The sequence below is a fragment of the Campylobacter sp. IFREMER_LSEM_CL1890 genome (genome assembly GCF_025772045.1).
GTDB classification, from domain to species: domain Bacteria; phylum Campylobacterota; class Campylobacteria; order Campylobacterales; family Campylobacteraceae; genus Campylobacter_D; species Campylobacter_D lari_D.
Genome location: NZ_JAKMRK010000010.1, coordinates 33,331 through 55,125 on the forward strand (window position 1 = coordinate 33,331; position 21,795 = coordinate 55,125).

Sequence of the window (21,795 nt, forward strand, 5' to 3'; positions counted from 1 at the left end):
TCGCTTTTATACAAAATGCTTTTCTTTTAAAATCACATATAATTTTAAAGTAGAAATAAAGAAAGTTAAAATAGCAGGTCCAAGGATAATACCCCAAAAGCCAAAACTTGAAATTCCTGCTATCATCGCAAAGAAAATTAAAAGTTCGTTAATTTGTGTTGGAATTTGAACAAGTTTTTCATTGATCCATTTAATGATATAGGGTTTTACTAAAGTATCTGCGATAAAAGATATCATTACCACGCTATAAATGAAAATCACTAAAGCACCGCTTAGATTATTATTTGCAAATTCATATAAAGAGACAGGCACATAAACTAAGGCCCCACCTACCACAGGGATTAAAGAGCTAAAGCAAAATAATATTCCCATTAAAATCGCATCATAACCATAAAATTTAGTAATGATAGCAAAAAGCACCCCTTGTAAAATGGCATTTAGCACCATAGAATAAAACACCACAGACATTACATTACTCACTTCACTTAAAATGCCTTGAGTTTCTTCTTTTTTCATAGGCACTATGCTTTTTATATAGCCAATGAGTTGGGCTCCATAAAGATTAGCAAAGAAATAAAACACACAAATTAATACCATATCAGTTAGAAATTTAGTGCCAAATTTAGTTGCGCTTGAAAGATAGGTTAAAACATTTTTAGAGATAGAATTTAAGTCAATACTTGCTAATGCTTCTTTGATTTTAGGTTCTATAAAGCTTAAAGATTCAGGTAGGTGTAAAGAATAATTTTTAAAATATTCTATGGTATTGTGAAAATAGCTTATATCAAAACCTTTTGCAGCCTTTGCTAGTTCTATAATAGCATATACAAAAGGGATAAAAAATAAAGCTAGCATAAAAGCAGTAGTAGCTGCTGCAGCAACGACTTTTTTACCTTTAAAAATACTTAAAAATTTAACATTAACATTAGAAGTAGAAACAGCCATTAAACTTGCTATGGCTATATTCATCAAAAAAGGTTTAAACAAAAAAAGTACCCAAAATAAAATGATCAAAATAAAACTAATCAAGAAAAAATTACTACTTTTCATCAAATAAACCTTTGTTATATTTTAATTTTAAAACATCAAAGCTTTTTAAGCTTGCAATGCGACCTTTGGCTGTTCTTTCTATATAGCCATTTGCTAGTAAATATGGCTCTATCACATCTTCTATGGTATTTTCATCCTCACTTAATGCTGCGGCTATACTAGAAAGTCCTATAGGTTTTCTTTTAGCTTCAGTTAAAAGCTCTAAATACCGCAAATCCATCGCGTCAAAACCAAGCTCATTTACCCCTAAGGAATCAAGTGCTTGTTTAGCTCTTTTTTCGCTAATGATTTCTTCATCATTTACATCAGCAAAGTCTCTTACACGCTTAAGCAATCTTAATGCTATTCTTGGGGTTGAGCGACTGCGTTTGGCTATTTCTAAAGAAGCTTTTTTTTCACAAGTTTTATTAAGCTTTAGAGCTGCTTTTTCTAAAATAATAGCAAGCTCTTCGTTTTTATAAAATTCCAAGCGAAATTGCATACCAAAGCGATCGCGTAAAGGATTACTTAGCATACCTGCTCTTGTAGTAGCACCTATTAAAGTAAATTTGGGTAAATCGATTTTTATCGTTTGTGCAGCAGGTCCACTGCCGATGATGATATCAAGACGAAAATCCTCCATAGCAGGGTAAAGCACTTCTTCTATGGCAGGACTTAAGCGATGAATTTCATCGATAAATAAAATATCTCCCTCACTAAGGTTAGTTAAAATCGCAGCTAAATCTCCGCTTTTTTCTATCATGGGTGCAGCGGTAGTTTTGATATTTGCATTCATTTCATATGAGATAATGTTTGCTAAAGTTGTCTTACCAAGTCCTGCAGGCCCACTAAAAAGGATATGATCGAGACATTCATTTCTTTTTTTAGCAGCTTTAATAAAAATTTCTAAATTTTTTTTAATGTTTTCTTGTCCTATGTAGCCATCAAAATTTGAAGGTCTAAGGCTTGTTTCATAAGTTTCATCAGGGGAGAATTTTTCAATCTCTACGATTCTATCCATATTTTTTCCATTTTATTTTGCTAAGAAATTTTAATTTTATCTAAAATTTGCTAAAATAAACATTTAAACTTAGATTATAGAAGTTTTTATGGGAATTTTAGAGCAATTAGAGTTAGATTACGAGCTTGAAGAAATCGAGCGTTTTTTGTATTTTTTTAGAAGTCTTTGCGATGTTTTAGAGCCTTTGATAGTAAAGCTAAGCAGCGATAGCTCAAAATACAAAGAAGCTTTAAAAGACTTAGAGCAAAATATCCACAATGTAGTTTGGGCTGCTAAAAGATTAAATTTAGATGAGATTGCAAATTTTTGTACATTTTGTGAGGAAATTATGCAAGAAGCAGCTAAATTTGATGGGCCTGCTAGCGATGAATTTGTGGATTGGATGTTTTTAGTGGGTGAGCAGCTTGATAGATATTGCAGTGATTATGAAAAAAATGCTTCTTTTTTAAGTGTATTTAACCCTCAAATTGCAAATGTTCCTGATAAAATTTCTAAATAATGGGGACGACTTGGCTTCGACAGGAGTAGAGTGGCCTTGGTGGCATGTCGCTTTGAGCAAAGCGTATAAAGCTCAAATTAAAATTAAACGCAAACAACGTTAAATTTGCTCCTGCTTACGCTAAAGCTGCGTAAGTTCAGTTGAGCCTGAATTTTAAGTGATACTATCTAGCTTAGGATTTGGTCATTTTTGATAGTGTAGATTGAAATTTGACAAGTTTTGATTGAAGTTAAAGTCTTAGTCTAGCTTGAAATTTTGGAAGGTGAGTTTGGCTAGATGAAATTTTCACCTTTGCTAAGCATGTAGATGCCGTGGTTGTTTTATTTTTGGACAGGGGTTCAATTCCCCTCGTCTCCACCAAATTTAATCTTTCATATATCAATTTATTAGAATTTAGTATTTTAATAATTTAATTTCATCAAAGGTTTCTTGTTATTGATAGGACTTCAAGGAAGGCTTCTTTTAAGATAGATGGTAAGGTCTTTATTAATTCTAAATTTAAATTCATTATAAAGCTTGATAGTATTTCTTAGCATTTTAAAAAGTTCTTTTTGTTATCATTTTAAAAAATACTAAGGCTGTTCTATGAATTTTTATGAAGAAATTAAAAAATATCTTGATAATAATCTTTTTACCAACTATGCTCTAGAGGTGGATTTTCCAAATATTTATAATTTTACTAAAAATGAAAACACATATAAAACAACCTTAGATAATATAATCTGTCTATACAACGCCACTCAAAGAAATTTTCAAAATTATAACGAACATCAATTTGAAGATGAATTTATATCAAAAGTGTTAGACATTTTAGGGTGGAAATTTATAAGACAAGATGAAAAGATCATACAAGGTAAATTAGAAAAGCCCGATTTTTTGCTTTTTAGTGATGAAAATATAAAAGCAAATTATGAAAATTTAGACAAAGAAACAAAAAAATCAAGCAATGAATTCACTATTATCATGGAGTCAAAAGCCTATGATGTGCAAATAGATAATAAAAAAGTAAAAGAAAATCCCCATTTTCAAATTTTAAGATATCTTAGTAATCTTAAGAAAAATTATGGCTTTTTAACTAATGGTAGATTTTGGCGTTTTTATGATAACTCTACACTTAGTGCAAACAAGGTATTTTATGAGATAAATTTAGAACAAATCATAAAAGATAAAAACTACCAAGCTTTTGCGTATTTTTATAGTATTTTTGCTTCAGCAAGTTATACAGAAGAAAAACACATAGAAAAATCTTTGCAAGTTAATAAAGAATCAAAAATAAAAATAGAAGATGATTTAAAATCTATCATCTATGGAACTAATGGCAATGAATCTTTATTTGAATTTATAGGTTCTAAGATTTATAACAAAACTAAAGCTGATTTAAAGCTAATCTATGAAAATTCTTTATATTTTGTGTTTAGGCTTTTATTTATTGCTTATTTTGAAGATAAATTTGAAAATATCTTAGAAAAGCATAAATACTTCAAAAGCAAAATTAGCATAAAAACTTTATTGCAAAATTTAAGCGATGATGAAAGCTCAAGTGCTGGCTTTGGTGATTTAGAAATGATATTTCAAATTTATAATAAAGGTAAAGGCAATTTTGACATGCCTGTTTTCAATGGTGGGTTGTTTGATGAGAGCAAAACCACTCTTTTAAACACACCAAAGATTTTCAGCGATAAAGACTTGAAGAAAATTTTAGAACAATTATTATACTACAAAGATAAAAATTTAACTTTTAAAAGAGATTATAAAACCTTAAGCATAGAGCATTTAGGCACGATTTATGAAGGTTTGCTTTCTTACTTTTTTGAAGTAGCAAATGAAGATATTTACTATGTAAGCTATAAAGAAAAATCAAAAGAAATAGAGTGTTATTTTGATAATTATGACTTTAAAATTTTAGAAAAATCAAAAAAATTAGAAAAATATACCTTTTATGAAAAAGGACAAATTTATCTAAAAAATACTAGCAACTCAAGAAAAGCAAGTGCAAGCTTTTATACACCTCAATCCATAGCTAATTTTTTAATCCAAAGTGCTTTAAAAGACAAACTAAACAATGAAAACATTTTGAAATTTAAAATTCTAGACAATGCTTGCGGTAGTGGGCATTTTTTAGTTGGAGTTTTAAATGCTATCACGCATATTGTTTTATCAGATTTTGAACATTTTACAAATTTAAAGCAACTCCACGAACAAGAAAAAGAAAATATCGCAAATCATATAAAAGATTTCACGCAAGATTATGAGTTGGATGAAAGTGATGTTTTAAAACGACTTTTGCTAAAACGCATTATTTATGGAGTGGATTTAAATCCATTTAGTATAGAGCTTACTAAGCTTAGTCTTTGGATAGATAGTTTTATCTTTGGAACCCCACTTTCTTTTATAGAACATCACATAAAATGCGGCAATGCTTTGGTAGGCTCAAGTATAAGTGATTTTGAAAATTTAATAAAGCAAAATAAAGAAAATATTTTCACAAATTCCATTACTCAAGAATTTGAAATTTTACAAGAAGTATTTGAAAAGCTTGATAATCTACAAGATACCAACGAAGAACAAATCAAACAATCCAAACAAATCTATCAAAATGAAATCATACCAAAACTTGATAAGTTAAATTTATATCTAAACTATATCAACTCACTTCATTTTGCTAACAAAGAAGAATTACAAATTCTAAAAGCCCTAAGTCAAGATGATATACAAAATTTAAGCCAAAATAAACAAGCAAAAGCTATCATTAGCAAATATCAAAAAGAATTTAACTTCTTTAATTATGAGTTAGAATTTCCTGAAATCATAGAAAATCAAGTCTTTAAAGGCTTTGATATCATCATAGGTAATCCACCTTGGGATAAAACTAAATTTAGTGATGATGATTTCTTTCCACAATATAAAAGCGATTATAGAAGCTTAATCGCTAGCAAGAAAAAAGAAATTCAAGACAATTTGCTAGCGAAAGATTATATAAAGCAAAATTATGAAAAACAAAAAGCATATATAAATGATTTAAACGAGTATTATAAAAAAGCTTATCCGCTAAATAAAGGTAGTGGAGATGGAAATTTATTTCGTCTTTTTGTAGAAAAAAATCTTTCTCTTTTAAAACAAGATGGAAATTTAGCTTATGTGCTTCCTAGTGCTTTGATGTTTGAAGATGGAAGTTTGACTTTAAGAAAAGAAATTTTAGAAAATAAAACTTTAGAATATTTTTATAGTTTTGAAAATAGACAAGCTATATTTGCTGATGTGGATTCAAGATATAAATTTGCTCTTATGCAAATAAAAAACACACAAGCAAATAATGCCCATAAAATCAAAACGATGTTTTATAAAACAGATATAAACTCATTAAAAAACAAAGATGAAATTTTAACTCTAAGCTTAGAAGATATCAAAAAGCTAAGCCCAACTCACCTAGCCTTAATGGAGCTAAAAGACAAGCAAGCTTTAGAAATTCTAAGAAAATCTTATAATGCTTTTCAAACCTTGTCTTTTGATTATATAGATTTTAGAAGAGAGCTTGATATGACAAATGATAAAGATTTGTTTATAGAAGAGTTTAGGGAAGGACTTTTACCCTTATATGAAGGCAAAATGATACATCAATTTAATGCAAATTTTAGCCAAGCTATTTATTTTTTAGAAAAGGCTAAATTTGATGAGCGTTTAAAAAGCAAAGAACTTTTAAGAGCTAAAAAGGCCACCGGCAAAGAACTAAAGCCTGATTTGATAAAATATGATAGAGAATTTTTTAGACTTACTTATAGAGCTGTTGCAAGAGATACTGATGAGAGAACTTTGATAGCTTCTTTATTACCAAACAATTGTGGTTTTGGACATAGTATGTTTGCAAATGTACCAAAACTATATATTTTAAAAGATGATGAAATTTGTATAGATGTAGTGCCTTATGAAAGAATTTTATTTACTTTGGCTTTGTTTAATTCTTTAGTGGTTGATTTTATCATAAGAAATATGGTGCAAATCAATGTAAGCAAAACCTATTTAGAAAGAATTCCTCTGCCTCAACCAAGTGATAAAGAAATTCAAAACAATGAAATCTATAAAACCCTAGCTAAAAATGCCTTGCTTTTACAGCTTTATAATGATAAAAATCATCATTTTGATGAGCTAAAACAAGAATTTAACATAAAAGATGATGAAATTCCAAAAACTAAAAAAGCTTATGATGTCTTAAGAGCAAAAAATGATTTATTAGTTAAAGAACTTTATAGTTTAAGTGATGATGAATTTTCTTACATGATAAGCACTTTTAAAGTCTTAAACGAAAAACAAAGCGAATATATAGCATTATTAAGGAATTAAGATGGAAGATAAATCTGTTTTAGAACAAATTATAGTTATTAGTCAAAATTTTAATAAAAATATAAAAAAACATGAGGATGATAGAGGGTTTTTATCTCAAAATATACTTAATGAGTTAAGGAATTTAATAGAGCATATTGCTTTGTATATTTACAATAGAGATACAAATAATAATTTTAGTAGTCACTATGATAATATAAAAGTTGCAATTGTATATATAAGCGATAAAGCTAAATATGTAAATATTAGAAAAATGCATAATTTTTTACAAATAACATCTTCACATTACACTCCAGATGAGGAAACTTCAGAAAGATTGATGTTAAAATATATTTCTATTTTAATTAAAATAAAGCAATTTTGTAAAAATAATTTAAACTTAGATATCTTGCAAAATATATATGAATTTCCTATTAAGCTTGATAATCTAAGTTTGCAATATTATGAAAGAGTTGTAAATAAAATCAATAATACAAGTGTATTTGAAAGAGAAAGAACTGATAAATTTTATATACATAAAGTCAAGCCATTTGTTGTAGATAAAAAAATATATTATGAGATAACATTTGCATTAGCTAAAAACTATACAAGTAAATTTGATAAAATCATAGCTTTTTCAAAAGAATATATTCCTGATAATTATGCTGTTGAATTAAAACTATATGATACTAGTATTTGGTTGAAATCATTTAAGATACCCATTATATTAATAATCAATTGGAATGTAAGCATAAGACCTTGTGAGTTAAAGAATTTTTGTGCTATTTTTGGATTAGCTAATGTTAATTTTACAAGAAATGCAAAGTATGAGAGAATCATGCAATTTTTAAAATACAATGAATTGAGCTTGCTAGATATTGTAAAATTAAATGATATAGAATATCAAAACATCAAGAATGAATTTAGTGAAAATAAATTTAATGATTTTTTTAAATGTCTTGATAAGACAAGGGATATTATTACAAATAATAAAAAAGGAAAAAATATCCTTAGTTATTTATTAAATAGTATGAACAATGTTGTTATAAAATATCAAAAAGGTGATTTTGCTAATGAAAAATTATCAAATTTATATTTAAAAAATTCCTCCATACCTTTTGAAGATATGCCTTTTTGTACTTCTTTGGCAGGGCATAATCCTAGATTAATTGACTTATATGAGTGTTTAGATGTGAAAGATAGAAAGCATGAATTATTAGCCAGAACTATTAAAAATAACTCTAAAATTCATGGAAACTTATATAAGGATATTGAGGATTTTGGGCAAATTTCTAAAGAAAGTATTTTAGAACTAGTTAGAAAACACAATGATTCTATTGAGTATAAAGACCATAAGCCAAAAAGACATATAGAAATATTATATGAAAAATATTTATATATTAATGAAGATGAAACAGTGATAAAAAATATTATTTTAAAGCTTAAAAATTTTACCCAAAGTGGCATAGAAAATTATCAAAAAGATATAGAAAAATGGCTAAAGAATAACAACTTAGATTGTGAAGAAAAACAGAATTTTCTAGAAAAAATGTTTTGCGATTCAAAATTAGCATTGATATATGGTGCAGCAGGAACAGGTAAAACCACATTAATAGAATATATTTCTAATTTTTTTAAAGATAAAAATATATTATTTTTGACAAATACTTACACAGCATTAGATAATATAAAAAGAAGAATAAAAAATCCATTATGGAGTTTTAATGTTGTATCTTCTTGCGTAAAAAAAAGAAAAGAGCAAGTATATGATGTTGTGATTATTGATGAGTGTAGTACGATTGATAATAAACATATGTTTGAATTTTTAGATAAAGTAAAATGTGATGTTTTGGTTTGTGTTGGAGATGTATATCAAATAGAAGCTATTGATTTTGGAAATTGGTTTTTATTTGCTCAAAACTTTTTTAAAGATAAGCAAATAGAGCTAAAACATATTTACAGAACTAATGATGAAAGATTGCAAGATTTATGGAAAGAAGTAAGAGAGCTAGGGGAAAATATACTTGAAAAGCTTTCTAAGAAAAAAATATCTGAAAAAATAGAAAATTTTAATTTTAATACGCAAAAAGAAGATGAGATTATTTTATGCCTTAATTATGGTGGGTTATATGGTGTAAATAATATAAATAGGCTTTTACAAGAAAATAATCCTAAACAATACATTCAATTTAATAGCTTATATTATAAAATAGACGATCCTATATTGTTTAATAATGAATCCTCTTCAAGATTTGGACAAGTCATTCACAACAACTTAAAAGGATCGATAGTAGATATAAAGAAAGGAAAAGGATGTGCTTTTTTTGTGGTAAATGTTTATAAAAATATAAGCGAAGAGAGTGAAAAAGATTTTAAAATTACTAAAAAATTTAATAATGAATATACAGAAATTACTTTTAGAGTAGATGAAATAAATTCTGATGAAGAGGATGAAAAAGAGCATGCTATTCCTTTTCAAGTAGCTTATGCTATTTCTATACATAAAGCACAAGGTTTAGAATATGATAATGTTTCTATAATTATTTCAGATGAAATAGAAGAACAAATAACACATAATATATTTTATACAGCTATAACAAGAGCTAAGAAAAGATTAAAAATATATTGGTCAGCCGAAACTGAAAATAAAATATTAAATTCATTAAAACTTAAAGATATTAAAAAGGATTATAATCTTTTGTCATCTAAGTTAAAATAAGTTTTCTTTGCAAGGCTATCCTTGCAAAGAATTTATACAAATAAAGAATTCACACTTTCATTATGATAAACTCTGCGTATTACCTCACCAAAAATAGGTGCTACGCTTAGGACTTTGATTTTATCCATTTGTTGTTTTAAAGGTATAGTGTCAGTTACTACTAGCTCATCAAGTGCATCTTTGGCTATTCTTTCATAAGCTACGCCACTAAGTACAGGGTGGGTACAGCAAGCTATAACTGACTTTGCACCTTTGTTTTTAAATACTTCAGCAGCTTTTACTATGGTTCCTGCTGTATCGATAATATCATCTACCAAAATAACTTCTTTATCTTTTACATCACCGATGACATTCATTACTTCGCTTTCATTAGCCTTTTCGCGTCTTTTATCTACTATAACTATATCAAGTCCTAAAGCTTTTGCTACGCTCCTAGCTCTTGCTATACCGCCTATATCAGGACTTGCGATGATAGGGTTTTTATAGTTTTTATTTTTAATATAATCATTAAAAATAATACTTCCATAAAGATTATCCACGGGTATATCAAAAAAGCCTTGAATTTGTCCAGCATGTAAGTCTATGGTAGCTACTCTATCTACCCCCGCTGATTCTATAAGATTTGCTACTAATTTTGCAGTAATAGGCACCCTAGGACTTGCTTTTCTATCTTGTCTAGCGTAACCAAAATAAGGGATGATAGCTGTGATAGAGCTTGCACTTGAGCGACGCAGAGCATCTGTCATGATTAAAAGTTCCATTAGATTATCATTTGTTGGAGCACAAGTACTTTGAATGATAAACACATCTTTACCACGCACGCTTTCATCTATTTGAATGCTAATTTCACCATCACTAAAACGCTTCACACCCGCATTGCTTAGAGGCAGTGAAAGGTATTTTGAGATTTTTTTAGCAAATTCCTCATTTGCTGAACCAGAAAATATTTTATATCCGCGCATATATAAGCCTTAGAAAGTTTTCTGTGATGATATAAAATTTTTTTTGAAAATACAATAAAACATATCAAAAGCCATGCAATCTTTTTAAATCCGCATCAATAGGAAGTTTATTTCCGTCTTTATCTACACTTACATAAGTTACCACAGCTGAAGTTACATGCATGCAATATACACGGCCATAATCATTGGCTCTTTGGGTAACTACTTCTACTTCTACGGTGATAGAAGTATTACCTGCTTTGATGATTTTTGCATAGCAAGATACCAAATCACCTACGAAAATTGGTTCTTTAAAAATGATCTTATCCACTGCTACAGTTACTACTCTTTGCGGAGAAAGCTCCCTTGCTGCAATGGCTCCAGCTAGATCAATTTGTGACATGATCCAACCACCAAAGATATTACCAGCGGGGTTTGTATTGCTTGGCATAGCTATAACTCTTAGTTTAGGTTCTCCCATATCTTTCATACATTCTCCTTGTGTTTTAAAAAAAACATTATAATTAAGTTTTAAAAATAAAGAAAGGTAAAAAATGAATGATTTTAAGCAAATAGCAAAAATTGTGAAAAATAGGAAACAAAATATCAATAGTCTTTATAATATACTTCAAACTAATCAAAGTCATCCTTTGATAGATAGAGCTTTAGAACTAGCTAATCTTGAAAATGAAAAAAGCAATGTTTTAGCAATGTTGCGTCGTTTGGTGGATTTAAAAGAGGAAAATTTAGTCCAAGAACTTGAGAAAAAAGGTTTAAATGAAGAAGAAATTTCTCAAATAAAATATAAAGTTTTTTCTTTAGTAAGAGCCTTTTATGAAGTAGAACATCAAGATTTAATCGATGAGATTAAGAGTAAAAATTTACTTGATGAGTTTTATTTGGCTCTAGTTCAAGGTGTGCATAATATAGGTGTAGTTATGAATTCTTTTGAGCTTGTTTGGAGCAAGCAAATTTTAGATACAAATAATAAAATCTTAAAAGGACAATTTCCAAATTTAAGCGATGCTTTGGAGTTTTTAAAACAAAATGAGCTTTATCAGCTAAATCAAGATAGTGAAATTTGTGAAAGAAGCTATGGAGCTTTAGTTAAAATAGGAACACTTTGGAGATTTTTACCTTATGCAAAAGCTTTTGAAAATGAAGTTTTAAAGCTTGAATATGAATTTGATAAACTTTTAGAAAAACTAAGAAATTGTGTGCTAGATGATGAAAAAAATGCTTATATTGATTATATAGAAAAATTAAAATTTGCATTTTGTGAAAAAGATAATAATGAAGTAGTTAAAAAATGGCAAGAAGCAGAGCTTGCGTGGATGGAAGTAAAATGTCCATTACAAGTTGGCCATCCTTTAGAATACTATGAGGACTCTTATACACATGCAGTAGCACTTGAGTGGGATATACGCTTAGAAGATGTGAGTGATTTTAATGGGAGCGAGTTTAAAGATAAAATCAAAGAAAGCTTTGCGATGGTGTATGCAAATTTAGATGAAGAAGATGAAGCTTTGTTTGATGAAGTGAATTTTAATCTTGAAAAAACTCAGCTTTATATTTGTATGCCTATGATTTTTTATGGAGCAGAGCTTAAGGGGCTTTTTTCCGCTCAAGTAGTGCCAAATGATGAGTATGTAAGCAATATAGCAGGTAAAAAGATCTTTGCTTTTTTAAATTATGTTTATGAAAATGCTAAAACCAAGCCTTTTATGAAGCTTTCTTCTATGGTATTTGAAAAAGAATTTTTAGATTATGGTAGAGAAATTTTATTTTACAATGAAAAATTATGGAAAAGAATTTATGAAGTTTCTACCATAGGTCATGAGTTTGGGCATATTTTCTTTGTGGCAAATGATAGTGAAAAGAAAATGAATGAAAGTGGCGTGTTTAAAAATATAGAAGAGTTTAAAGCTACTGCGGGCGGGCTTGTAAATTTCTTTTTACATGAAGAAGATGATTTAAAGCTTCCTGTATTTTATGAGCTTATTAAAAGGGCTATAGGATTGATTGCTTGGCAAAGAGTAGAGGAGGTTAAGCCTTATTATACTGAAGGTTTGATTCATTTGTCATTGCTGTTTAAATCAGGGGTGTTATCTTTTGCAAATGAGAAATTAAACATTAAATTTGATGAGGAAGCTTACGAGAGTTTTAAGGCTGTGTTTATGCAAAATTATTATAAGCTAGCAAGACATTATATGTTAAAAGAAGATGCTAAAAATTATTTAGATGAGTTTTGTCTTTTAGAAGATGAGGTATTTTTACCACTTGATGAAGAGTGTAAAGAATTTGTAAAATACTACTATGAATTACACAAACTTTATGGCAATGAAATTGACGAAAGTGGAGAGTTTGAAAAATACTCTAATGCAAAATAAAATTTTATCAAGAAGAACTTAGCTTTCTTCTTGATATTTACTATTTTCTAATGCTTTTTCCATATCTTTTTGCGTTTTTAAAATAGCTTTACTAAAGCCATTTAGTACTGAAAATGGAGCAAATTGTGCCGCTCTTTTTTCTCTTGACATTGGTGGAAATTGTTTTGATTTTTGATATTTTATATCTATTATATCTTTATAATCATCATGCATTATGACCTCCTATTAAAGAAGTAATTTCTTTAGTCTCATCATCCAAGCTTGAAGCTTTTAAAATAGCTTTTTTACCAAATTTTTGTATGATTTGAAGTCTTGCTTTTTGGAGCTTTTCTTCTTTTTCAAGTTGATTTTTCTCTTGTGAAATTGCATTAAAATCACTAAATAAATTTAATTCTTGGTAATTTTCTTGAGCTTTATCTGTGATATTATTTAAACTTAGGCTGATTTTTCTAATACTTAAGTTTTTATCACTGATTTTATAAAAAAGTTCTAAGGTTTTTTTGTTGATGATTTTTAAAGAATGGGTAAAATTTTCTAAATTCATACTTCCGTGAGCATTTTTAGGTATAGCTCTTCCGTAATTATCTTTAGTGATAGCTCCTTTATAAGAACCTAAAAAACTTGAATTTTCTAAATTGCTTTTATCATATTGTATATCTAGCGTAATATGATTTGTTTTAAGGTTATTTTGTATAAGTTCAAGTACTAAATGATCTACAAGTTCTTTTAAAACCTTTATTGCTTGATTATTATCATATGCAAAAGGTAAAACTTTAGCCATGATTTTAGAGTGATTTTGTGATTTGTAATTTTTAATATCTTTCATTGTGCAAGTTTCAACGCCCCATGCATGATCGATCAAAAGTTCAGCATTAACACCAAAGTGTTTATAAAGCAAGTCTTCATGTTTTAAAGAAAATCTTGCAAGATCTCCCATAGTATAAATGTTTAAATCTGCAAGTTTTAAGGCAATACCTTTACCTATACGCCAAAAATCTTTTAAAGGTTTATGCTGCCACAATTTATATCTATATAATTTTTCATCTAAAAAGGCTATAAGCAAGCCATTTTCATCTACTTTTTGTCTTTTAGCAAGTATATCCATAGCAATTTTAGCTAAGTATAAATTTGTGCCTATGCCTGCTGTTGCGGTGATTTTACTTGTGTGTGAAATATCAAGTAAAACCTTAGTAAGTAGCTCATAAGCTGATAGTTTGTATTTTTCAAGATAAGAACTAAGATCGATAAAAACTTCATCAATAGAGTATATATGAATATCTTTAGCATCAAAATACTTCAAATAAATGCTGTATATTTTTGTGCTAAATTCTATATAAGTAGCCATTCTGGGCTTAGCAATAATGTAGTCTAATTCTAAATTTAAATCATTTTCAAGTTCCAATATATTAAAACTTTTAGCTTTAAAGTGGTGTTTTTGAGCTTGTTTTAGTCTTTCTTGGTTGATTAAATGGATTTTTTGTTTAAACTCAAAAAGTCTTAATCTACCAGGTATATTGTAAGTTTTTAATGCAGGTGAAACTGCTAGTATGATGGTTTTGTCCGTTCTTGTTTTATCTGCTACAATAAGATTAGTTGTTAAAGGATCTAAATTTCTTAAAACACATTCAGCTGAAGCGTAAAAAGATTTCAAGTCAATAGAAGCGTAAATTTGCATAGTATGTGAAGCTTGCCTTTAGATTTATTAAGTTTTGATGATATTAATTATAACAATAAAAATTACTAAAATAGATGAAATAAAATGAAATTTATAAGGTGGCGGACAGAGAGGGATTTGAACCCTCGAGACCCGTTAAGATCTGCACCCTTAGCAGGGGTGTGGTTTCAGCCACTCACCCATCTGTCCGTATTAAAAGGGAAAGTATATCTTATTGTTTATAAGATATACCTTAAATTTATACACTGAAATAAGCTATGATTAAAGTTATAATAAAACCAGCACCTAAAACTGCTATTTGTTTACCTCTATCTTTGCGTATAGCTATAATAGTGATTAAAAGTCCTGAAATATAAAGTATTATCATAGCAAGTGCAAAAGCTAACCCAAGTACAGAAAAGTACCACATACCTTTATCTTTATGAAGCAAAATCATATTTCCAAGCAAGCTTCTATCTTTTGTTGTAATTTCATAGTCATTCTCATCTAATTTTATAATACTTGCTATATAATTTATAGTCCCAAGTTCTATGCCATCGCCTTTTTTGTTGAGTTTTGGTTCCAAAGATGAAGGAATTTTTAAGTTGTTTTTCTTTAAAAAATCAATTAAAAATTCAGCTTCAGCACCCTCTTGAATAATAGCTTGAACTTTGTAATTTTGAATTTTAGCTCCACTTTCTCCATCAAAACCAGCTATATAAGCAAAACCTGTGATTGCATATAAAAATGCAAGTGGTAAGAAAAATAAACTAATGTAAATGTGAATTTGTCTGAATAATTTGTTTTTATTCATTTTTACTCCTTTTTGAAAAATAATTAAAAGTATATTGATAGAAAATGAAGTGAAAGTAAAATTAATATTTTTTAAATTTACGAGCTAGGGTAAAAAAACTACGAACAATCCCATAAAGCACATATAAACTAGCAATAATCAATGCACTTTCTAAAAAATACAGATAAAGCATAGAAAATAAAATTACTAAAAGGATTAACACCTTCAAAACATTTGCTCTTTTTAGATCGATTTTCTTAAAACTTGGATACCTTATGTTGCTTACCATTAAAAAGGCTAGAAGCATTTGGATACATATTATTATTAAAGAAAAATCATGTAAAAAATCATAATATAAATAAGCACTTACCCATAAAGCACTTACAACTGCTGCTGTTGGTATAGGTAGACCTATAAAAACCGATGGTTCATAAGTTCCTGTTGTGACATTAAATCTTGCCAAGCGTATAGCGCCAAAAACTACAAATAAACCAGCTATTAATGAGCCAAAACGACCATATTCATAACCTATGCTCATATAAAAAAGCATAGCAGGTGCTACACCAAAGGCTATTAAATCAGCTAGTGAGTCAAACTCAACTCCAAATTTAGAAGTAGAGTTGGTAGCTCTTGCAACGCGTCCATCTAAACCATCGCAAATTAATGATAAAATGATATAAATTAATGCTTTATCAAAGTTTTGATTAATAGAAGCAATCACTGAAATAATACCTAAAAATATGGAAGCGGCTGTAAAAAGATTAGGTAAAATATAAATTAGTTTAAAATTCATGGATTTAAATACCCTATTAATGTACCAATGCGTACTTTATCATTTTCATTTACGCAAATTCTAGTGTCTTTTGGAAGTAATAAACTCACACTGCCATCAAACATAAAACCTATATTTTGTCCATGGTTTAAATGATGGCCAAAATCATCAATATGAGCTTTTCTATTTAATGCTCCAAAAATAACGCGTAATGCCCATTGTTTGCTCTTGGAATTAGCTAAAAATAACATTCTTTCACCCATTAAATTTGTATTTTTCATAAATGGACATAAAAAAAGTCCATGCCTTATTCTAGTTTCTTCTATATTCATATCAAGCGGAGCTATGATATTTCCTTGGGAAAAAATATTATTGATAATTTGCACTTCTATACACTCGCCAAGCTCTTTATATGAGCTTGTTTTGATACATTTGATTTTTCCTTCTATGGGAGCTATAATGGTGTTTGGATCTGCTATATAATCAATTTTTTTAGTTCTAAAAAGATAAATAAAAAATATAAAAATACACCATAAAAGCCAAGAAAATCCCCATATAAATTGAAATATTGCAAAAACTATAGCTAGAACTATAAGCAAACTCCAACCAGTTTTTGCAATAAAATTTGTTTTCATTAGTCTTCCTTAGTAGCTTCTTGCTCTTTTTCTTCTAGGCGTGTTGGAAGATTATTTTCTTCTTCATAGTTTTTAATAATCTCTCTTACTTTGGCACCATCAATAGTTTCTTCTTCATAGAGTGCTTGTACCATCACCTCTATAGCACCGCTATAGGTTTTTAAAATTTCTTTTACACCCGCATAGCGTTCATCCAATGTTTTCTTTACATACTCATCTAAATCTTGAGCCATTTTATCAGAATAATCTTTTACAGTTTGCCCACCACTTAAGAAAGTATTTCTTTGCTTTTCAAGTACCATTAAGCCAGCAATTTCACTCATACCATACATAGAAATCATAGCTTTGATAATATCAGTTGCACGCTCAAGGTCATTGCTTGCGCCTGTTGAAATTTCTTTAATGAAAATTTCTTCAGCCGCGCGTCCTCCTAAAAGCACATCAACTTCAGCTAAAAGTTCATGTTTTTGCATTAAAAATTTATTTTCTTCAGGGGTATTGAGTGTATATCCTAAAGCTGCTAAACCACGAGGAATAACAGAAACTTTACTTACTTTTTTAGCACCTTTTGTAGTTTCAGCTATTAAAGCATGGCCGCACTCATGATAAGTTACGATTTTTTTCTCTTTATCATTAATTCTGCGTGATTTTTTCTCAAGTCCTGCTATGGCTCTTTCTACTGCCTCTACCAAGTCTTTTTGTTCCACATGTTTTTTAGAATCTCTACCTGCAAGCAAAGCTGCTTCATTAATGATATTTGCCAAATCAGCACCCGCAAGACCTGCTGTTAATCTTGCAATATCTTCTACTTTTACTTCAGGTGAAATTTTAACATCTTTCATATGGACTTTTAAAATATCACATCTACCTTTAAAATCAGGCTTATCTACCAAAACTTGCCTATCAAAACGCCCCGGTCTAAGTAGTGCTGCATCAAGTACTTCAGGGCGATTTGTCGCTGCTAGAACAATTACTGGTGAGCTTTCGGTACCAAAACCATCCATTTCAGCTAGAAGTTGATTTAAAGTTTGCTCTCTTTCATCATTTCCGCCCATCATACCGCTTGCTGCACGTGATTTACCTATAGCATCGATTTCATCTATAAATACAATAGCTGGAGCTTCTTTTTTAGCATTTTCAAACAAATCTCTAACCCTGCTAGCACCAACACCAACAAACATTTCTATAAAAGATGAACCTGATACGCTAAAAAATGGCACATCAGCTTCGCCTGCTACTGCTTTTGCAAGCAAAGTTTTACCTGTACCTGGAGGGCCAACAAGCAAAAGTCCTTTTGGAATTTTTGCTCCAAGATTAATGTATCTTTCAGGATATTTTAGAAAATCAACAATTTCTTTAACTTCTTCTTTTGCTTCTTCAACACCTGCAACATCATTAAATTTAACCTTCGGTTTTTCTGAATTTACAAGTTTTTTAGAACTTCCTATACCAAGTATAGATCCACCCATATTTTTTTGCATACGAGAAGCTAAAAACATCCATATACCAAAGAAAATAAATACTGGCAAAACCCAAGAAAGTAAGATATCTATAAACCAATTGCTTTCATTAAAAGCACCATAGGAAACGCCTTTTGAGTCAAGCAAAGGAACAAAAGTAGCATCATTTGGAACTTTTTTGGTAATATATACCATATTTCCTGCTTTAGATACAGCTTTTATAGTAGTTTGACCTATATTAACTTGGGCAATTTGATTATTTTCAATTAAAGTTTTTAATTCAGAATAAGTAACTTTTTTAGTGTTTTCTCCGCCCATAATACCCATGCTACCATCATCTGAAAATCCTTTAAATAAAAGAATCATCACAATGGCAAAAATAGCAAAAATAAAAATGGGATTTTTGTTAAAAAAGTTATTATTGTTTTGATTATCTTTTAAATCATTTGGTTTTTTATTCATTATTGCAATTCCTTTTTATAAACTAAACTCAACCATTCTCCTTTGTGTTTGCATTCTAACAAAGTGAAATCTTTGAATTTATTTTTAATCCTTTCTTCATATTTATTTAATATACCAGATAAGATCAAAATTCCACCTTCTTTGGTTTTTTCTTTAAGATCTTTTTCTAGTATGATCAATATATCGGCAATGATATTTGCCACAACTATATCATATTTATGTAAGCTTTTATTAATAGAACCTACCCAAATATCATCAAAGCTAACTTGATTTAATTTCGCGTTTTCTTTACTTGCAACTATAGCTAATTCATCTGTATCGCAAGCTTGTACTTTGGCTCCAAGTTTTGCCATGATAATGCTTAAAATTCCACTTCCACAACCCACATCTAAGCAAAATTTGGAATTATCTGTATATTTTTGTAGAAATTCTATACAAGTATAAGTACTCTCATGATGTCCTGAGCCAAAAGCTAGAGCAGGATCTATAATGATATTAATTTTATCTTGTTTAGCTTCTTGCCAAGTGGTATGAATGTGGATATTATCGATCGTCAAAGCTTGTATACCTTTTTTATACTCTTCTATCCAATTTTTATTTTCTTTTTTTTCTAAGGTAGAGTGGAAATTAATATGAGTATTTAGTTTTTGACATAATTTTTGATGAAAATCATGCAAGGCTATTTTAATGAGTTCTATATCTTCTTCTGATCTTATATAAATACCATTGTTTTTTTCTTCTATAGCGTCTATCTCTAGAGAAAAGATAAGATCAAGGAATAAATCTAAATATTCCTTGTCTGTTTGAAAAAAAAGTTCGTAATAATGTGTTTGCATAAAAACTTATAATTAGCCTTCGTTTGTTCCTAAAACATCTTCAAGTTTTTCTTTTAACACTTGAGGAGTAAAAGGTTTTACAATATAGTTATTTACGCCTGCTTTTAAGGCGGTAATAACTTCTGCTTTACCACCTTCTGTAGTTACCATAATAATTGGCATATCAGCATATTTTTCTTCCGCTCTTACTTTTTTTACTAATTCCAAGCCATTCATTTCAGGCATATTCCAGTCAGTAATTAAAATTTTAATATCATCATTTTGTGAAAGTAAATCCCAAGCTTCAACCCCGTGTTCAGCTTCTAAAACATCCTTGTGGCCTAATCTTACAAGGGTATTTTTGATTATTCTTCTCATGGTAGAACTATCATCAACTACTAATAACTTCACTTTTTTTCCTTTATCTTGATGTAATTACATAAAACTGTAATTGTATCGTTTTTATTTTTATTAATCAATTAAAAGTTTATATTATATCATTTTAAAATAAAATTAGAATTTAATCACTCTCCGTTTTTATTGTGATTAAATTCAGGCACAATCTCCTTTAAAACTTTTGCAGGATCTGTGCTGTGGAGTAATTTTTCTATTTCTTGATTTAAAATTTTTAAATCTTTAAGATCACTAGTGGTAACAAATATACTTTCATATTGAGTTTTTAAATCATTTTCATGGATTAAAAGCTCTTCGTAAAGTTTTTCACCTTTTCTAAGCCCAGTGATTTTGATTTCTAACTTTTTATTAGAAAGTAAAAGCATTTTTTGAGCTAAGTCCATGATTTTAACAGGCTCACCCATATCAAGTACAAATAATTCTCCACCTTTGGCAATAGCCGCAGCTTGTAAAACAAGTTGCACAGCCTCATCTACTAACATAAAATAACGCACTATATCAGGATGAGTAAGAGTAAGTGGCTCATTAGCTGCAATTTGAGCTTTAAATTTAGGTATTACACTTCCACTTGACCCTAAAACATTACCAAAACGCACACAAGCTACTTCAAAATTTTCACAACTTGAACTTAATGTATAAAGTTCACAAATTCTTTTTGTGCAACCCATGATGTTAGTCGGTCTTACAGCCTTATCAGTGCTTATCATAACAAATTTAGCAACCTTATAAGCTTTTGCAAGATCGATTAAATTTTTAGTACCTATGATGTTATTTAAAATAGCTGAATGTGGATTTTGCTCACATAAAGGCACATGTTTGTAAGCTGCTGCATGTAAAATCAAATCTATGTTTTTTTCTTGTAAAAGTTTTTCTAATGCTTCTTTGTCTAATATACTCATCATAATAGGTTCGATTTTTTCTTTATGTAAGCTTAATTCCTCATTGATTTTATATAAATTATACTCACTATGATCAAGCATGATCAAGCGTTTTGCACCAAATTTAATGCATTGTTTGCAAAGCTCACTTCCTATAGTTCCACCAGCTCCACTAACTAAAACTACTTTATCTTTGATAAAATCAATCACGCAAGCATTATCCAAATCTTTTGGCTTACGCGCTAATAAATCTTCGATACTTATATCTCTTGCTTCATTTTGCGTAAAAGAAAAAAGCTTTATATCATTAATCCCATAAGCAATGAGTTCGTCAAAAAGCTTTTTTAATTCTTCTTGCTCAAGTTTTAAAGCAATGATAGCAGTATGAATTCCTTCAGCGGTATATTTTCTGATTGCTTCTTTTTCTTCAACTATAAATTTATCACAATAAGTACCTATTAAATTTTTACGCTCATCTACTACAGCTACAGGAAAAAGTCCTAAGCTCCCTTCTTTAGCTCCTTTTAATAAATGCAAAGCCTTTGAAGTGGCGCCAACTACTATACAAGGATGTTCTTCGTTGTATTTTGGCTTTCTAAAATCAACTATCATTCTTTTGCTTATACGCAAACTTCCAATTAGCATACAAGATAAAACAAAGTCTATTCCTATAACGCTTCTTGGAAAAGGATTGAAAAAATCATCGTAAAAATAATAAATTGCTAAAAATACAAGCTCAGCCAAAGCTAAAGCGATGACTAATTTACGCGCTTCATTAAGTGAGAAAAATCTCCAAGCAACTTGATAAATTTTAAAAAAAGCTAGAAAAATGATTTTAAGTAAAATCAAAATCACAGCACTTTTAAACATACCTTCATAAAATTCACTTGGGATGTCCGCACTAAAGCGTAAAGAAAAAGACAAATAAATACTTATAACAAAAAGTAAAATATCAGCGCCTAGAAAAAATCCTAAGCGTTTGCTTTTATAATCCAT

17 protein-coding genes, 1 tRNA gene and 1 other RNA gene are annotated in these 21,795 nt (G+C 29.2%); 5 read left to right on the forward strand and 14 right to left on the reverse strand.

Annotated elements, in window-relative coordinates; translation table 11 throughout:
* Window positions 1–6: 6 nt before the first annotated feature.
* Both L8W57_RS06115 and ruvB read right to left on the reverse strand, forming a co-directional pair.
* Window positions 7–1,050: an AI-2E family transporter gene (locus tag L8W57_RS06115; protein ID WP_133319757.1), complete on the reverse strand. Its 1,044-nt coding sequence runs from the start codon at window positions 1,048–1,050 to the stop codon at window positions 7–9.
* Window positions 1,040–2,050: a Holliday junction branch migration DNA helicase RuvB gene (gene ruvB / locus L8W57_RS06120; RefSeq protein ID WP_220566281.1), complete on the reverse strand. Its 1,011-nt coding sequence runs from the start codon at window positions 2,048–2,050 to the stop codon at window positions 1,040–1,042. Before ruvB ends, L8W57_RS06115 begins: the two co-directional genes overlap by 11 nt.
* Before the next feature lie 88 nt (window positions 2,051–2,138).
* On the opposite strand from ruvB, the gene L8W57_RS06125 reads away from it, so the two are divergent.
* The 4 genes from L8W57_RS06125 (at window position 2,139) to L8W57_RS06140 (ending at window position 9,585) form a co-directional block, all read left to right on the forward strand.
* Window positions 2,139–2,549 (forward strand): hypothetical protein, encoded by a 411-nt coding sequence (locus L8W57_RS06125; RefSeq protein WP_039619086.1) that lies wholly within the window; start codon window positions 2,139–2,141, stop codon window positions 2,547–2,549.
* A gap of 1 nt (window position 2,550) precedes the next feature.
* Window positions 2,551–2,909: a transfer-messenger RNA gene (ssrA, locus tag L8W57_RS06130) on the forward strand.
* Between the two features lie 225 nt (window positions 2,910–3,134).
* On the forward strand, window positions 3,135–6,887 hold the full coding sequence (locus L8W57_RS06135) for a class I SAM-dependent DNA methyltransferase (RefSeq protein WP_263662216.1): 3,753 nt from the start codon (window positions 3,135–3,137) through the stop codon (window positions 6,885–6,887).
* 1 nt (window position 6,888) lies between these two features.
* The gene (locus L8W57_RS06140; RefSeq protein ID WP_263662217.1) at window positions 6,889–9,585 is read left to right on the forward strand and encodes an AAA family ATPase; all 2,697 of its coding nucleotides are present in this window, start codon (window positions 6,889–6,891) and stop codon (window positions 9,583–9,585) included.
* A gap of 32 nt (window positions 9,586–9,617) precedes the next feature.
* Here L8W57_RS06140 and L8W57_RS06145 read toward each other — a convergent pair whose 3' ends face one another.
* Window positions 9,618–10,547 carry a ribose-phosphate pyrophosphokinase gene (locus tag L8W57_RS06145; RefSeq protein WP_139470980.1) on the reverse strand — a complete coding sequence of 310 codons (930 nt, stop codon included), beginning with the start codon at window positions 10,545–10,547 and terminating at the stop codon, window positions 9,618–9,620.
* 64 nt (window positions 10,548–10,611) lie between these two features.
* Entirely contained in the window at window positions 10,612–11,016 is a 405-nt protein-coding gene (locus L8W57_RS06150; RefSeq protein ID WP_133319755.1) for an acyl-CoA thioesterase, read from the reverse strand.
* Between the two features lie 64 nt (window positions 11,017–11,080).
* Between L8W57_RS06150 and ciaB the strand changes: the two genes are divergently transcribed.
* On the forward strand, window positions 11,081–12,916 hold the full coding sequence (gene ciaB / locus L8W57_RS06155; protein ID WP_263662218.1) for an invasion protein CiaB: 1,836 nt from the start codon (window positions 11,081–11,083) through the stop codon (window positions 12,914–12,916).
* 18 nt (window positions 12,917–12,934) lie between these two features.
* Here ciaB and L8W57_RS06160 read toward each other — a convergent pair whose 3' ends face one another.
* From L8W57_RS06160 to pglF, 10 genes are all read right to left on the reverse strand, one after another.
* Window positions 12,935–13,129, reverse strand: coding sequence for a hypothetical protein (locus L8W57_RS06160; RefSeq protein ID WP_039668753.1), 195 nt, complete (start codon window positions 13,127–13,129; stop codon window positions 12,935–12,937).
* Window positions 13,122–14,591: a DNA methylase gene (locus tag L8W57_RS06165; protein ID WP_263662219.1), complete on the reverse strand. Its 1,470-nt coding sequence runs from the start codon at window positions 14,589–14,591 to the stop codon at window positions 13,122–13,124. The genes L8W57_RS06160 and L8W57_RS06165 overlap by 8 nt, the downstream gene beginning before the upstream one ends.
* Window positions 14,592–14,690: 99 nt before the next feature.
* Window positions 14,691–14,780 (reverse strand) — tRNA-Ser (locus L8W57_RS06170).
* A 49-nt stretch (window positions 14,781–14,829) separates the two neighbouring features.
* Window positions 14,830–15,384: a hypothetical protein gene (locus L8W57_RS06175; protein WP_133319744.1), complete on the reverse strand. Its 555-nt coding sequence runs from the start codon at window positions 15,382–15,384 to the stop codon at window positions 14,830–14,832.
* A 61-nt stretch (window positions 15,385–15,445) separates the two neighbouring features.
* Window positions 15,446–16,156, reverse strand: coding sequence for a CDP-diacylglycerol--serine O-phosphatidyltransferase (pssA, locus tag L8W57_RS06180; RefSeq protein ID WP_133319743.1), 711 nt, complete (start codon window positions 16,154–16,156; stop codon window positions 15,446–15,448).
* Window positions 16,153–16,770: a phosphatidylserine decarboxylase gene (locus L8W57_RS06185; protein ID WP_133319742.1), complete on the reverse strand. Its 618-nt coding sequence runs from the start codon at window positions 16,768–16,770 to the stop codon at window positions 16,153–16,155. The genes pssA and L8W57_RS06185 overlap by 4 nt, the downstream gene beginning before the upstream one ends.
* Window positions 16,770–18,692: an ATP-dependent zinc metalloprotease FtsH gene (gene ftsH, locus L8W57_RS06190; RefSeq protein ID WP_133319741.1), complete on the reverse strand. Its 1,923-nt coding sequence runs from the start codon at window positions 18,690–18,692 to the stop codon at window positions 16,770–16,772. The genes L8W57_RS06185 and ftsH overlap by 1 nt, the downstream gene beginning before the upstream one ends.
* Window positions 18,692–19,528, reverse strand: coding sequence for a 50S ribosomal protein L11 methyltransferase (locus tag L8W57_RS06195; RefSeq protein WP_133319740.1), 837 nt, complete (start codon window positions 19,526–19,528; stop codon window positions 18,692–18,694). Before L8W57_RS06195 ends, ftsH begins: the two co-directional genes overlap by 1 nt.
* A gap of 12 nt (window positions 19,529–19,540) precedes the next feature.
* Window positions 19,541–19,918 carry a chemotaxis response regulator CheY gene (locus tag L8W57_RS06200; protein WP_039619063.1) on the reverse strand — a complete coding sequence of 126 codons (378 nt, stop codon included), beginning with the start codon at window positions 19,916–19,918 and terminating at the stop codon, window positions 19,541–19,543.
* A gap of 113 nt (window positions 19,919–20,031) precedes the next feature.
* On the reverse strand, window positions 20,032–21,795 hold the full coding sequence (gene pglF, locus L8W57_RS06205) for a UDP-N-acetylglucosamine 4,6-dehydratase (configuration-retaining) (RefSeq protein WP_133319739.1): 1,764 nt from the start codon (window positions 21,793–21,795) through the stop codon (window positions 20,032–20,034).

What these genes read in the sequence shown, in the direction of transcription:
- L8W57_RS06115 (WP_133319757.1), bottom strand. Translation starts at nt 1,050, where the DNA reads ATGAAAAGTAGTAATTTTTTCTTGATTAGTTTTATTTTGATCATTTTA.
- ruvB (WP_220566281.1), bottom strand. Translation starts at nt 2,050, where the DNA reads ATGGATAGAATCGTAGAGATTGAAAAATTCTCCCCTGATGAAACTTAT.
- L8W57_RS06125 (WP_039619086.1), top strand. Translation starts at nt 2,139, where the DNA reads ATGGGAATTTTAGAGCAATTAGAGTTAGATTACGAGCTTGAAGAAATC.
- L8W57_RS06135 (WP_263662216.1), top strand. Translation starts at nt 3,135, where the DNA reads ATGAATTTTTATGAAGAAATTAAAAAATATCTTGATAATAATCTTTTT.
- L8W57_RS06140 (WP_263662217.1), top strand. Translation starts at nt 6,889, where the DNA reads ATGGAAGATAAATCTGTTTTAGAACAAATTATAGTTATTAGTCAAAAT.
- L8W57_RS06145 (WP_139470980.1), bottom strand. Translation starts at nt 10,547, where the DNA reads ATGCGCGGATATAAAATATTTTCTGGTTCAGCAAATGAGGAATTTGCT.
- L8W57_RS06150 (WP_133319755.1), bottom strand. Translation starts at nt 11,016, where the DNA reads ATGAAAGATATGGGAGAACCTAAACTAAGAGTTATAGCTATGCCAAGC.
- ciaB (WP_263662218.1), top strand. Translation starts at nt 11,081, where the DNA reads ATGAATGATTTTAAGCAAATAGCAAAAATTGTGAAAAATAGGAAACAA.
- L8W57_RS06160 (WP_039668753.1), bottom strand. Translation starts at nt 13,129, where the DNA reads ATGCATGATGATTATAAAGATATAATAGATATAAAATATCAAAAATCA.
- L8W57_RS06165 (WP_263662219.1), bottom strand. Translation starts at nt 14,591, where the DNA reads ATGCAAATTTACGCTTCTATTGACTTGAAATCTTTTTACGCTTCAGCT.
- L8W57_RS06175 (WP_133319744.1), bottom strand. Translation starts at nt 15,384, where the DNA reads ATGAATAAAAACAAATTATTCAGACAAATTCACATTTACATTAGTTTA.
- pssA (WP_133319743.1), bottom strand. Translation starts at nt 16,156, where the DNA reads ATGAATTTTAAACTAATTTATATTTTACCTAATCTTTTTACAGCCGCT.
- L8W57_RS06185 (WP_133319742.1), bottom strand. Translation starts at nt 16,770, where the DNA reads ATGAAAACAAATTTTATTGCAAAAACTGGTTGGAGTTTGCTTATAGTT.
- ftsH (WP_133319741.1), bottom strand. Translation starts at nt 18,692, where the DNA reads ATGAATAAAAAACCAAATGATTTAAAAGATAATCAAAACAATAATAAC.
- L8W57_RS06195 (WP_133319740.1), bottom strand. Translation starts at nt 19,528, where the DNA reads ATGCAAACACATTATTACGAACTTTTTTTTCAAACAGACAAGGAATAT.
- pglF (WP_133319739.1), bottom strand. Translation starts at nt 21,795, where the DNA reads ATGGATTATAAAAGCAAACGCTTAGGATTTTTTCTAGGCGCTGATATT.